Below are 14,456 nucleotides of genomic sequence, written 5' to 3'. Positions count from 1 at the left end.
ACCAACAGGCATTATTTTATTATGAATGTTTAACAGCTTGAAAACGGCTTTGGAGCCACGGTACCATTCGAGCATAAATCACACCTGTGGCAATTCCAACGATAACACCCTTAATTAGGTTAAACGGCAAGACGCCGTACAGTACCATGTTGAGTGTTGAAATACTGATCTGGAAACTCACCAGCTTAAAGTAGATTGGTAACAGAATGAACAGATTGGTCAGGCTCATAAAGACCGCCATTAAAACTGTCCCCAAAATGATTCCCCGAACCAAAAATCGGGCTTGCTGTTTAATCCCTTGATCCATGTGTTTCTTCAAAGAATAGTAAATTGGTAATGCAAAGCACATTGTCGCCAAGAAATTGGCAATAATGCCAATCACACCAACCATGCTGCTATCCTTAGTCACAATATCCAACAAACCTGCAACGGCCGTCGTAACCGCTCCTGCGCCTGGTCCATAGACCAACATTGTGATAAGAATTGGAACATTGGCAAAATCGATTTTCAAAAATGAAAATCCTGGCAAAATTGGAAAACTAAACAATAATAAAACATAAGAAATCGCAGCCATCATTGCGATGACCACTAAACGCGGAACATTTTTGTTACCCATGTGAGACATCCTCCTTGAAGGACTCATCCCAGGTGAATTATTTTTACTCATAAAAAATGACCCTTTATACTATTTCAGAGTATAGAGAGCCAATTGAATTTTTAGTAAGCTAAATAACCCAATCTTCTTTATCTAGACTTTAACTATCGGTATCGGCATTTCACCGATTCAACCATCACGCGGATGGGTCGTGGACTGTATAACCACCGGTCGGGAATTTCACCCTGCCCCTGAAGACGAACCTTATTTAATTTTCAAGAGTAATGTTACACTACTTTCAATTAAATAACTAGTAATTTGTATTTAGAATGATTTTGTACTACCTTGCATAATTTCAGCACCCTTATTGGTTAGTAAGTATGAACTACCATCACTAGTAAACTGCATACCTTCAAATTCCCGTTTAGCACTAAACTGAGTTGACTGAACATCAGACTTCTTTAGTTTTCCTAATTTAGAAACAGGGACTGAAATAACACTATCATCGGCAATCATGTACAGGCGATTGCGCTTCTTGTTGTATGCAAGTGACTGAGTTCGTGGACCGGGAGCATACTTAATACCTTGCATAACCAATTTAAATTTAACTGATTTAGTGTAAATTTTGCCTTTGAATAATTTCAAACTGCGAGTACCAGTTTTTGAATCCAAGTAGGCATTCCCAGATTTATCAAACGCCAAATTTAACCCACCAGCAATGTAGCCACTCTTGCTCTTGAAACGGAAATTGATTTTCTTATCTGGCTTTAACGTACTGATTTTGACACGTTGAACATTTGCCTTAGTTGAGACATGATTCCCAGCGACCAATCCGGTTCCAACAAACCAAAGATGTGAACTATCTTTTGGATTATATGCCAAAGATTGTCCATGACCAAAGTTCTTAAACTTAGGCCCAACTTTGACGGCTTTTAGAACTCTTTTATAGGTTGTATTTTGATTTTGTGTTGGATATTTTTTCGCATTGGCATTATAAAATGTAGCTCGACGAATCATATCCATTTTACCGGATTTTGTAGCACCTAACGCCCGCAACTCTTTCAGATTATACCTTGTAATCCAAGCGTACGACCCACTGGTACATAAAACATAAGCTGTATTCGCACTGGTCATCGCAAAACTTTGTGGATTTCCCCAACTTAACCCTTTCCACTTAGTAACTGGCAAAAAATAACTTGATTTAAAGCTAACTTTTTTGTTACCTTTTTTATAATTTACAGAATCTGGTCTTGTTTGAAAGGTAGATTTTTTATACCCAGATGCATATGAATATTGTTTCTTAGTTGTAAAGTTACCAGTTAACTAGTAGTTACTGTTACTAACGTATTTGAACTTACTGGCAGAGTATGATGATAGTGCGTTACTTTTTTGCGTATAAGTCGCCGCAAGCGCAGAATCTGCCAGGCCCAATGTCACTAATCCTACAGCTAATCCACAAATTAGGCGACGTAAAAATTTTGATTTTCTTTCCATATAAATAGCTCCCCTGCTATGTATTTAACACCACTAAGTGTGGCACTAAATAGTACGCAGGAGCTCATAAATTACTGAAATGTGACCTATGAATCACTTTTTTCTCGTAAAATAAATTTGGTAGGTTGACCTTCCCGGATTACCGCAACCAAATTTTTGCTTTCTGAAATTCCCTCAACGGCTCCAAAGTCTAATTCATAACCATCTTCAAGGATGTTAAAATCACGTAATCGATCGCCAATTAAATGTTTCAATGCATTTGTCATTTCTTCATGTTTAGAAGATTTTTCTACCGCTACACTAAGGGTATAGCCAGAATCTACATAAGATTGAATCATTGATACCTTCATCAAAGTATGATAGGAGTATTTACGATGACGACGTTCTTCAGAGGATTTGGTTGGGTGAATGTATCCCTTTTTTTCCCAATACCTCAGTTGGCGTTGAGAAACTTTCGTCGCACTAGCAATATCGCCAATTCCCAGAAGAAAATCATGAGTTTTCATAATATTTTTTACTCTTTGAATAAAATCAGAATTCATTTGTTTTTTCATTCCATTTCTTTTCAGATTCTATTTAATATCTTTACAAATTATAACGAACTTATAAGAAGAAAACGTATTCGTTAGAATAACTAACACTAATTATATATATTTTAACATTATTGTCAAATTAGTTGACGATAAAAAGTAAATGGCCTATATTAGTTCTTGAACATTTTTTTTACGAAAGGAAGCATCATTTTGGGAAAAGCAATCGATACAAATGGAAAACCATATAACCGTTCCCTGCTTGTTGTGCTCCTCTTAGTTGGCTCATTTTGTACGGTATTGAATCAAACGATTCTTTCTACCGCCTACCCAACTTTAATGAAGAGTTTCGACATCACCACCTCAACGGTTCAATGGTTAACAACCGGATTCATGTTAGTTAATGGAATTATGATTCCAATTAGTGCGTGGTTAACATCACGTGTTAACTCAAAGACCTTATACGAGAGTGCTATGACAATTTTCTTACTTGGAACAATTGCCTGTTACATTGCACCTAGTTTTCAAGTACTTTTAATAGGTCGTCTTATTCAAGCCTTAGGCGTTGGTGTCACAATGCCCCTCCTACAAACCTTGATGCTTTCAATTTTCCCGGCACAGAGCCGCGGAACAGCAATGGGTCTTGCCGGATTAGTTATCGGTGTAGCACCTGCAATTGGTCCTACTCTTTCTGGATGGGTAATCGATACTTACCAATGGCGTGTCCTTTTTGGCATGTTAATTCCAATTGTCATCATCGTCATTATCGCCGGATTTTGGTTCATGAAAAACGTTTTACCAACCAAAAAATCTAGTTTGGATTGGCTATCAGCTGCGCTTTCAACGATTGGCTTTGGATCTTTACTTTATGGATTCTCAGAAGTTGGAACTGAAGGTTGGGGAAGTACAATTGTCATTGCCAGCCTAATTATTGGGGTTGTTTTCATCCTATTATTTGGATGGCGTCAATTAACCCTTGATAATCCATTCTTGGAATTAAGGGTTTTGAAAAACCCAGAATTTTCTGTTTCAGCTTTGCTTAGTTCAGTTTCCAACATGGCCATGGTTGGTGTTGAAATGGTTTTACCTCTCTATCTGCAGATTGTGCGGGGAGATTCTGCGTTGGAATCCGGATTAACACTGCTAGCCGGAGCTTTAATGATGGGTGTAATGAGTCCGATCACCGGACGGATTTTTGACCGCATTGGCGCACGTCGTTTGGCAATTACAGGGATGTTCTTATTAACTATCGGAACCATTCCGTTTGCCTTTATCACACGCACCACACCTGTCATTTATATCACTGTATTATATGGTGTTCGAATGGCCGGAATTTCAATGACCATGATGCCAGTTACTACTGCTGGGATGAATGCTCTGCCATTGCATTTAATGAGTAACGGAACTGCCGTAAATAACACGCTTCGTCAGGTAGCCTCATCTGTAGGAACAGCTATATTAATCAGTATTTTGACTAATGTGACCAACAATCAAGCACCTGAAAAGAGCTTGCTTAAATCAGCACCATTGAACTATAAAAATGATTTTATGAATGCAACCCTAAGTGGCTATCATGCTGCATTTGCCGCTGCTATTGCCTTTTGTTTAATTGGACTTGTCGTTTCCTTCTTTGTAAGTGGTCGAAGCCCTCGTTCAATCAAACCAGAAAAAGTTGTTAACGGAGGTGAGAACTAATGATTATTGTTGCAGTTGTAGTTCTTGCCATCGACCTGTTCATCAGCATGGTAAGTATTTCAAAACCATTTATACGATGGACAGTAAGTATTGTTTTAGCAGCGTTGTTGGGTCTCTCACTTGTCTTGATCGTTTTAAATGACAGCGACCACTTTGGCATGGAGAAAGTCACAACGACTAAAACAACAGATCTTATTTCCGTTTCGCCTTCTAAACAACTTAAAATGTTGCTATATCAAGATGTTGGAACTTCCAGTAAGAATCGCGTTTACATCTATAAAGAAAATGCCTCTCAAAAGAAACCGACCACAACTAACCCAGACCCTTCCAAAACTTCTAATAAAGTTAAGGTGATTTCTGGCACTCCACGTGTTGTCACCAAAACAACGCGGTGGGTTTATAAGAGTTCTGGCTATAAACTTTGGTTCGGTATTGCAGGTAATGATCATAAATTAGTAAAGCATCGCAATGCACTTGAGATCAATAAAGATTGGCTAACTTTGAGTTCAGCTCAGACTAAAAAACTTCAAAAATTAGTTAAACAAAATTCAACAAATATGAAAAAAGAAGCAAAAGCTTATGTGACAGCTGCAGTTAAAAAAGCCGTCACAGCGGCTATGAAGAAAGATCCGACAATGTCAGCTGCCAAACAAAAGGCTTTGACAACTGAAGCAACTAAAAAAGCCACTGCTGCTTATCAAAAGCAGGCAATGGCAAAGATTGTGCAAGAAGTTACGAAATAAATATTCCAAAAAAAGTGTTGATATTAATTTGTAGATTATTTTAGACGACCAATTTTGGTCGCTGATAATTAATCAAATTATATCAACACTTTTTTATTTGACAAATTCTTTATTCTTGATAGAATATTGATTTCCTGCCGTAATATCATACTGAATTAATTTATAATCTTTTAAGGTTGATTTAGCCTTCTTTGATAAGTTTTTATATTCAATATAATTTCCACTTGCAGACATGAATTTATTCCTTTCTGCCGCTGGTACGTATTTATTTATTTCCGTCAATAGAGCCACATATGGATCAACTTTGGTATTCGTTTGCTTAAACATCATGGGTGTAAACATATTTGGTGAAACAACTTTTGTGTTGCTAATTTTCTTATGTTTAAAATTGCTGTAAATAAAATAATTTGTCTGATGAAGCTTATTATCGTACTTAGTCAGATTTTTACCACTAACCAATCCACCCTCATATAATCCAGGTAGATGATCGCCATACCACACAATTGTGACATGCTTTTTCATTTTTGAAACTTTGCTAACCAACATTTTCAAATCTTGGTCTGTATAATTCAGGCCTTGCACGTACGATTCAACCGAGTTCAAACTTGCCTTTGTCAAATTTCCACTTGCCTTAAAATTATTTTTGGCATATGTACCCAGTGTATATGGCATATGATTTTGCATCGTTGATAACTGAATAAATTGGCCTCTGTTGGTCGTATTAATTTGCTTCAATAATTGTTTATACGCTGAATCATCGGATACATAGTTTGATTTACCAAGCTTGCTTGTATAGGTTAACTTGTCTCCAGTAAAGCTGTAGAAATGTTGAAAACCAAATTTTTTAAAAACATTTTTCCGATTGTATGTGACTCCAGAATATGGATGAATTGCCGTTTTTATCTTAAAATAATCAGTAATAACAGGTAAATTATTCACTTTTGGCACTAAGAACACATAAGGCGTTGCCATTGAGGGATCAAAGTTATTCATTGACAATCCAGTCAACGCTTCAAATTCAATATTTGCTGTTCCTCCACCATAACTTGGACTGTACATTAATCCAGAGGTATTGCTTTTTTCCAAAGATTGTTCATACGGAATTGGATTTGCAGACAATTTGACTGTTGGTAACATTCTTGGATCGGCATAGCTTTCACTTAAAACATAAATAACAGTTTGCTTCTTCAAAGAACCATTCGTTCTTGTTTTATTAATTTGACTTGCAACTTTTTTGTACTTCTTCACAACCTTGTTAATTTGGGCTTCTGAATAATCACTGGGCTTGTCCATTGTTTTAATAATGACTGTACTCATAAATGTAATTGCAGGACCATACTTTTTTGTAGACATTTCAAGCGCTCCAGGATGTGCACTAAAACCTGCTTTACTTAATACAGACATCAATGGATTGCTATCTGTCACTTTCTCATCGTCCCAGTTAATTAAATTCATTTTGTTTTCAGTTTGTGCAAAAGCAAACAATAAAAAGCCAGATAGGAAAAGAACTACTATTCTAACTGGCCACCGAAAAATGGGGCCTTTCAGTACAAACCGTTGTAGTACTACAGCAAGAATTATGACTACAACAAACGCGGCAATTAATCCATAAACTACTTTCAAGTTCACCATTTGAGCTATATCTGGTAATGATTTAATCATCCCAAAATCAGGACGAATGATAGGTTCATCACGTGCCATTAGTTTGGCATAATTTGCATAGCTCAGAATCATCATTAGCATTATAAAAATAAAGTTAGAATACCAGAAACGATTAAATATGCCTTGAATGAATAAATACAGTAGGGTTACAATAAACAGATTTATCAATGCTAGATAAAGGGAATTGCCTTGACTGGTTTGTAAGGACACAAGCCCAGTGTCTAAAAATTGAAGGCCATCATAAATCAAATAACTGATACTGATAACAAATACTGCAATTGGCAACGTTACTTGCATAGTTCTCTGCCCAGAGTATAATTTTGCAATCCCAAATGACTCAATTAGAACAGCTACTAGGCCAATAATTAATGTAATTAGGTAAAATTCTAGTAGAGAATAAATTGTGGTTAAATTTGCAATTTGTAATAAGGTATATTTAACTAACACCTCATACACTAAAGGGTTTAGAGCTAACAAGGAGATTCCCAAAAATATTCTTGTTACAACAAGAGATTTGAAAGTTGTTAGTGAATTAGTGGCTCTTGGAAATAGTTCCCAACTTGTCACCGTCATAAAAGCCAAAACAATCAATAAGGCATCCAACAAGTCATTCCCAGAATCTTTCCAGTCCAAAATTAAAACTGCTATTAGTAGTATTGCTAATACGGGGGTCGCTACATATGAAAATTTGTATTGAACTTTTTCATTTTCTAAAAGACTTGCACTCAAGAAGCTTAGTAACCCCCACACCGTCATAAGAGCTAAATTTCTACTAGGATAAAGTATTGAAAATAAAAATGTTGCTAAACTAATTCCACCCAAACAGAGAATAATTGTCCTTGGAGATAATTTTAATTGCCCCATTATTGCTAGCAAAAGTGAGCCAGCCAGTATTGTTGCAGTAAACCAATAAGTTTTTTCCAAAAATGGTAAAAAAGCTGCTATAAAAGTATTCCTTTGAATACTTTGAACATTTACCGCAAATACAAAGCCAGTAATTGGTAGTGTATAAGCTAGCACTTCACAAAGTAATTTCACAACGCCTTTAAATGAAACTTTCTTTAATTCAATCGTGCTCCCCAAAGCGCCTGTAATGCCAATGATGCCAATGTTTCGAAAAAGTGAACTGAACCTTATTAACTCAGAAAAGCCCTCACTAATTTTTGGTAATTGTACATTAAGCAATAATCTGCTACACATTGAGAATAACAACAAGAGTATAGAAATACCTCCTGCTACTAATGATTTTTTGGTTATCTTTGAAAATATCATATAATTCTCCTTCATACTTGCCTGCAAAAAATGTTTTTCATCATCAAAAATGAGTATAAATCATCGGATTTTGTTGCATTGACAATTTATACTCACTTAATTACCGCTATATAATCAAATTCTTCCAAAAGTATTATTCAGCATTTTTCCATACGGCATCAATAACTTTTTTGGTTGAAGTACCATTCTCAATATATCCGTATTTGTTATAAAACTGTTGATATTTAGACTCATAATTCTTTTCCACTTGGTCAATGTGTTGAACCGCATCAATCAGTTGATCTGTATCATACAAAAGAGGGCCTGGTGCCTCTGCTTCAAAGTCAATATAAAAGCCACGCAGATTTTCTTTATAGTCTTCATAATCATACGTATAAAATAACAAAGGCTTTTTAGTGATTGCGTAATCAAACATGACGGATGAATAATCAGTTACACACATATCAGCTAACAAGTATAATTGTTGCACGTCCGAAAATTTAGAAACATCTATGAAGAAATCTTTAAAATAATCTGGAATATACAACTTAGTTTTCACAATAGCATGTTGCCTAAATAACACAACATAATCTTCGTGTAAAGCCTTGTACATTGCCTCAATATTTAGATTTAATTTGAAGTCCTGTTTCCCCGCACTTGTCTTGTCATCATCCCTAAATGTTGGTGCATACAGAATAACTTTTTTATTGTTAATGCCCCACATATTACGTAGCTGCCTGAGGATTTCGCCTTTTTCGTTGTCACTCAAAAAGAACACATCATTTCGTGGATAACCAACTTCAAGAATTTTAGCTTTTGGTAGAAATGCCGATTCAAACCGTTCGGTAGCATAATGACTTGGTGAAACGAGATAATCCCATTGAGCATTCACTTTATTCATTCTAGGAACATAGCCGGCATCCTTATCTGAAAAACTATCCACATCATTCATCATTTTTTTCAATGGTGTTCCATGCCAAGTTTGCAAAAATGTTGTGTGCTTTGGTTTGTGGATGTAATATGGAAAGTTTTGATTATTTACCCAATACTCTGAAGTTGCTAAATAATAAAAATATTCCCAACTAAAGCGTTTGATAATTTTCAAGCGATCATCTTTTTCAATATCGTAACCATTATATATCCAAATGAATTTGTATCCTTCAAAAAAAGGATCAGTTAACATTTTTTGATAAATTTGTTTTGGGCTATCCGAATATTGCTTGCCAATCCCACTTTCAAAAATCACTTGTTTCGGTTTGATTCGGCAAAAGACTTTCATAAAACTGTAGACAAACTGCATAATTTTAAAATAATGCCTAGATTTTCTAAACCGATTAAAAGCTTTATTAAAAACAAACCCGTATCGAAGCCGTTCAAAGGTGGTTTCTTTACCAATGCTTTGAATACCTTCAAACACTCTTTCGGAATTATTCAGGTCTTTTTTCAATAAAAATTTACCGGATTTTTCTTTATTAATTTCAGATATTTTAAAATCACGTTGGTGAGCTCTTCTTAGGCTTTCAATTACCTGATCTTCACTGTAGACGACATCACCCGGCAAATCGTGTTCCAAGTTTAAATGAGATCCCTTTTTTCCGAGAAAACGAACCTGATCAAATTCATAATAAATAACTGGTTTATCAAGAAACGAAAAATCAATTCCCACACTAGAATAATCAGTAAGCATCAGGCAAGACTCTTTGATCAAATCTTGAACCATTGCTTTCCCTTGGCTGATTGGTATCACATAATCTGGAATATCAAAGTAATGCAAGAACTGCTGAGCATTAGGGTGCAAGCAAAATAGAATTTTATATCCTTCATTTGCTAGCTCATGAAAATATGAATGATTAATCAGACTATTGTAAATCGATAAATAATTACTTTTTTTAAACGTCTCATCATCACGAAGCCAGTCGCGCCAAGTTGGAATAATGAGGATTTGTTTTTTTACTTTGGTACCTTTCAAAAATAGTTGGTCAAATCTTGGCAGGCCAGAAACAAGTACACTATCTGCCGGATATTTGAGATCGTTTACCACAATGTTTTTCTCACGCGTTGAGCTGGTTACAAAAACATCTGCATAAAAGGTATCAAACATCCGTCCATTAATATCAACCAGATTCTTGGTTCCTAAGACACCGTGTTGCAAGAATACAATTTTAGCCTTAATCAGTTTCAAGAAATCTCGATTAATTGTTGGCAACAAGATTTTATAATCGTGTGTCCCACAAATTACCTTTGCTGAATATGCGACCCTAAAATGTTCTGCCGAGTTAAAAACAACCACATGATCTGTCGTTTCAAAATGCTGCCGATCTAACGAAGTTTCATCTAATACGTAATAGGCATTAATTTCCGGATGGTTCTTTCTTAAATATTTAAAGAAAAAATATCCATTATCTTGGGCTTTATTACTTTTTTCGCCAATTAACCAAACGTTATCTTCTTTAGATACCTTTTTTTCAAGAACCTTCTTATATGTTGCAATAGCTTCGTCGTTAAACACATTACAATACATTGCTAAGTTATTGCCCTTCAACGTAAAGTAGGGTGTCAATTCAACATTAAAGTCAGCCGTTTTAAGGATCATATTTCCTCTTAGGCTCTGCTTTACTTTTGCTCTGGGTCTTCCCAATCGATGTCCTAAGATTTCGTTATAGCCTTCTACTTCAACAGAAATATCAAAATCTAACACATCTCGAATATAATCAATACTTTTAACAGTATCAGCTAATTCTGTTTTTGAAATATGAAATGAAAAGTTATATCTATTTCTAGTTAAATTTTTATTTGTACTTGAGAATTCTAGCTTTCCAGGAAGTTGGCAAGTGTTATCAATACTTCTCAAGTAGAAATCTATAGATATTTTTTTTCACTTTAAGAAAATTAGTAGTTACGTTACCTGAAATATTTATTGATTCGTTATCAATAGAAAAACTTGATATGGTTTCTTGCCTTACATATATACTATCTGGTACCGCTGTATTAAAGGAAAATACTAAAAAACCATTTCTAGTAATGTACGGAGTTATAAAATCAGTTCCATATGAATAAGCATGTAAGTTCTCTACACGCAAGTCAGCTTTTTTTAAGTTAAGCCGGGCTGGTTGTATTTCTAAATTTTTTTCATCATCAAGAACACTCGCAGACACATACTCATTCAAAACCTGAACGTCTAGTTTGTTACTATTAATTTTTTGCTGGTTCAAATCTATAATAAGCTTCTTTAGATCAATAAAAAATTCATTTTCATGAACAGGATCTAAGGTTTGTAGCTTTTTTTCTGAGTAAACAGGAGAAATAAACAATTTAGTTAATTTTGTTTCTTCGTTAGCTACTGATATTTTTAACTGATCATCTGTTTGAACAAGTGAAATAGCAAAATTACTAATGATCAAAACTTCCTTCCCTTAATTCAAAAGATTTAAAAAAAATTTAATTCTGCTCTCTGACCTACAAAGTACATTATACTTTAAACTCTTATATCATGCCGTAGTTTTCAACCACTGCATGATATAATTTGCAACACTTTCAGAGCTTCTACCAGAATTATAAGCACAAAATTTCTTATAAAAACTTTCCATTCTTGCTGATGGCTTATTGTTCTCGCCTAAACTTTCATCTACTAAGTTAAACAGTTGATTCTGATTCCAGGCAATTTCTCCTGGTAAATCAGTTTCATAGTTTAAATAAAATCCTCGAAGGTCATCTTTATACTCATGATAATCGTATGGGAAGAATACAATTGGCCGTTTTAGGTACGCGTAATCAAAGAAAACAGATGAATAATCTGTAATTAACACATCCGATATTAAATATAAATCTGAAATATCTTGATATCTTGAAAAATCTAACACTTTACCATCGTACTTACTTAAATCTAGTTGACCTATAATCAAGTAGTGCATTCGTAAAATTAAGATGGCATTTTCGTCCAATTTTTCAAGTAATTTATCAATTGCAAATGGCATTTTAAATAGGTATTCACCTTTTGCCGCAAAGGAATTATCTCGATATGTTGGCGCATACATAACGACTTTTTTATCACTGGGAATCCCTAGTTTTTGTTTTAAGTTGCGAATTTCATCTGAACTTGAATTAATTAATTTATCATTTCGCGGATAACCCACTTCTAAGAACTTATTGTGATAATCAAAAGCCTTCCGGAAAATATTTGTTGAATAATCATTTGCAGACACTAACGCATCCCATCGATGCGTTTCGTTCACAAAATTTTGGTGGTACATATCAGTCGTGGTATTTGGCATAGTTACCTTCTTTATATCCAAACCAAGCTTTTTTAAAGGTGTCCCGTGCCAAGTCTCAATATATTGAACGTACGGCGGTTTCTTAATCCATATAGGTAACCGTGTATTAATCACCCAAACGCGCGCTCTTTGCATGCTCATAGCCCATTTCAGGCTTCTTCTAATCATATATGGAATATTATTTTTTTCACAAAACTCTTTTTGACTTAGTCTGATTGACCAAATACAATTTACGCTGGAATTATTTTTTAGTTTTTCATAAATAGCAAACGGAGAATCGCTAACTTGTCTTCCCTGAAAACTTTCAAATACTATTGTTGGATTACGATAAGGCTTAAATCTAAGCTTCATAATATTTCTAATAATTATGGTTCGTCCTCTGCGCACGAACCCTTTTAATAATTCAATTGATGAATTCATCATATTCATATATAACTTCTCCCTAAAATCTTAATCATCTGTTGTGTGTTCAACAGGACTTCACGAAGTTACCTAAACCCTGTTTATCATACTTTGTTATAATTAGTCTATGCAGGTTATTTTGTTGAAGCGAATAATATAATTATATTGTGCTTTATGCAAATAGTAAATAAGTTCCTGTATATCTTATGGGGAAAGGATGATCCGAAGTATGTCACAAATTATCAAAAAAAGTAAATCATCAAAGAAAGCAGCGTTCTTTATTTTAGCAATAATATTTATTTTCTTTTTATTACTAGCTACTGTCACTCCATTAAGTGGTGATGACTGGACTTGGGCTTCGAAAATCGGAATGCATAGATTGTCCACGGGATTTGTCGGATATAACGGACGATTACTTAGTAATATACTAGAAATTATTATTACAAGAGTTTTCTTCATTCGAATTTTCCTGTACGCAATATTAGGCACAATGTTAATAGGCTGGACAAGTAGACTTGTTTTCTATCAACATTCTGCACATGCTTGGCACTATTTATTAACCATCGGTCTTTTTCTTACTATGTCAACTGAAATATATTCTCAAACTTTTGGTTGGTTCGCCGGATTTATCAACTACATATTAGGAATGTTGCCTGTATTTTATTTTATCTACTGGCTTGAAAAACATCTACTCGTAAAGAATAAAACTCATTTACCCACATTATTTGGTATGTTCATTTTAGGAATTACTTCGTGCTTAATTATTGAAAATATAACGATCTATTCAGTAGTTTTAGGAATTGGAGCAATTGTCTACTTCTTGGTTATTAATAAATCACAGTTACCAAGCATTATTGCTTATACACTCGGTACTGTGCTTGGTGCTATAACTATGTTTAGTAACCCGATTTACGTCTCAGCACTATCTGGAAAAGACAATTTTCGCCATGTCGCATTTGGAGTACAAATGTGGAATGCAATCGTAAAAATATATTCTACTAGTATGTATAAATTTGTTTTTCAAGAAAACGGCGTTATTATCTTTATAATCAGCACTTGTTTAATTGTTTGTATGTGGCAAACAAAATCAAATTTGATTGTTTCGTTTTTGAAATTTTTGTTAAGTCTTATTCTTTTTAGTTATAGTTTTTTTGCCGCTTTTATCCGTAATTTATTTTCATCAGCAAATTTCGATTCACAACTAATACTCAATATTCTTTCAATTTTTAGTATTGTTTTTGTGGTAGCACTTTGCTTATCGCTTGTTTTCGTTAATAGTCTACCCCTACGCACAAAGTTAATCTTTTATATTGCGTCAGCACTCCTTTTGTCGGCACCATTTGCAGTTATAACACCGTATGGTCCTCGATGCGCCTTTGCAACCGTTTCTTTTATGATTCTTGCAGCGCTTGAATTAGTAAATTACATTTCTAGTTTAACCATTAAAATTGATCATACTCATAAATTTAAATACATGCCACTTATATTTGGAACGTTTTCCATGATATTTTTTTTAGGAACCATGACTGCAAACGGGTACGTTAATCATTACCGTCCTGCTGCCATTAGTTCCCAGCTAAGACAAAGAAAAACTACAGTTTATGTCTCAAGACTACCATTTCAACAATATAATTGGGATACATCCCCTATGCCTAATCGTGTTCAACATCTTGTTTATATGCGAAGAATGCATATTCCTGAAAAAACGCATAATTTAGTCTTTGTTCCTTTTAAAGATTGGAAAAAATACCAAAAATCCTTTTAATTTTGCCTTTAATTAATAATCGGACACTGGATTTAGGTCAAGAATCTG

Annotated in this window: 11 protein-coding genes and 1 riboswitch; of the genes, 3 read left to right on the top strand and 8 right to left on the bottom strand. The window is 34.6% G+C overall.

Annotated features, from left to right (window positions below):
- Nucleotides 1–19: 19 nt before the first annotated feature.
- From DD627_RS07730 to DD627_RS07715, 4 genes are all read right to left on the bottom strand, one after another.
- Entirely contained in the window at nucleotides 20–616 is a 597-nt protein-coding gene (locus DD627_RS07730) for an ECF transporter S component (protein WP_260274566.1), read from the bottom strand.
- Nucleotides 617–733: 117 nt separating this feature from the next.
- A riboswitch (FMN riboswitch) is annotated at nucleotides 734–858 on the bottom strand.
- Between the two features lie 61 nt (nucleotides 859–919).
- Nucleotides 920–1,783 (bottom strand): hypothetical protein, encoded by an 864-nt coding sequence (locus DD627_RS07725; RefSeq protein ID WP_260274567.1) that lies wholly within the window; start codon nucleotides 1,781–1,783, stop codon nucleotides 920–922.
- 135 nt (nucleotides 1,784–1,918) lie between these two features.
- Complete coding sequence (locus tag DD627_RS07720; RefSeq protein ID WP_260274568.1) at nucleotides 1,919–2,089, bottom strand: hypothetical protein; 171 nt, start codon at nucleotides 2,087–2,089, stop codon at nucleotides 1,919–1,921.
- Nucleotides 2,090–2,175: 86 nt separating this feature from the next.
- Complete coding sequence (locus tag DD627_RS07715) at nucleotides 2,176–2,595, bottom strand: MerR family transcriptional regulator (RefSeq protein ID WP_229923059.1); 420 nt, start codon at nucleotides 2,593–2,595, stop codon at nucleotides 2,176–2,178.
- Between the two features lie 237 nt (nucleotides 2,596–2,832).
- On the opposite strand from DD627_RS07715, the gene DD627_RS07710 reads away from it, so the two are divergent.
- Both DD627_RS07710 and DD627_RS07705 read left to right on the top strand, forming a co-directional pair.
- Nucleotides 2,833–4,314 (top strand): MDR family MFS transporter, encoded by a 1,482-nt coding sequence (locus DD627_RS07710; protein ID WP_057784863.1) that lies wholly within the window; start codon nucleotides 2,833–2,835, stop codon nucleotides 4,312–4,314.
- A complete protein-coding gene (locus DD627_RS07705) occupies nucleotides 4,314–5,057 on the top strand; it encodes a DUF4811 domain-containing protein (RefSeq protein ID WP_260274569.1) in 744 nt (247 codons plus the stop codon). Before DD627_RS07710 ends, DD627_RS07705 begins: the two co-directional genes overlap by 1 nt.
- Before the next feature lie 93 nt (nucleotides 5,058–5,150).
- On the opposite strand, the gene DD627_RS07700 is transcribed toward DD627_RS07705, so the two are convergent.
- The 4 genes from DD627_RS07700 to DD627_RS07685 all read right to left on the bottom strand — a co-directional run bounded on the left by DD627_RS07700 (nucleotide 5,151) and on the right by DD627_RS07685 (nucleotide 12,592).
- Nucleotides 5,151–7,904, bottom strand: coding sequence for an LTA synthase family protein (locus tag DD627_RS07700; protein ID WP_260274570.1), 2,754 nt, complete (start codon nucleotides 7,902–7,904; stop codon nucleotides 5,151–5,153).
- A gap of 220 nt (nucleotides 7,905–8,124) precedes the next feature.
- Nucleotides 8,125–10,821: a CDP-glycerol glycerophosphotransferase family protein gene (locus DD627_RS07695; protein WP_260274571.1), complete on the bottom strand. Its 2,697-nt coding sequence runs from the start codon at nucleotides 10,819–10,821 to the stop codon at nucleotides 8,125–8,127.
- Nucleotides 10,808–11,371: a hypothetical protein gene (locus tag DD627_RS07690; protein WP_260274572.1), complete on the bottom strand. Its 564-nt coding sequence runs from the start codon at nucleotides 11,369–11,371 to the stop codon at nucleotides 10,808–10,810. Before DD627_RS07690 ends, DD627_RS07695 begins: the two co-directional genes overlap by 14 nt.
- A gap of 87 nt (nucleotides 11,372–11,458) precedes the next feature.
- Nucleotides 11,459–12,592: a CDP-glycerol glycerophosphotransferase family protein gene (locus tag DD627_RS07685; protein ID WP_260267954.1), complete on the bottom strand. Its 1,134-nt coding sequence runs from the start codon at nucleotides 12,590–12,592 to the stop codon at nucleotides 11,459–11,461.
- Nucleotides 12,593–12,872: 280 nt separating this feature from the next.
- Here DD627_RS07685 and DD627_RS07680 point away from each other — a divergent pair, with 280 nt between their 5' ends.
- Nucleotides 12,873–14,408 carry a DUF6056 family protein gene (locus tag DD627_RS07680; RefSeq protein ID WP_260274573.1) on the top strand — a complete coding sequence of 512 codons (1,536 nt, stop codon included), beginning with the start codon at nucleotides 12,873–12,875 and terminating at the stop codon, nucleotides 14,406–14,408.
- Nucleotides 14,409–14,456: the final 48 nt, after the last annotated feature.

The sequence above is a fragment of the Pediococcus sp. genome (assembly GCF_003533255.1).
In the GTDB taxonomy this organism is placed as follows: domain Bacteria; phylum Bacillota; class Bacilli; order Lactobacillales; family Lactobacillaceae; genus Pediococcus; species Pediococcus parvulus.
The sequence above is the reverse complement of the archived record's forward strand: the minus strand, read 5'-3'. Positions and strand labels throughout refer to the sequence as shown.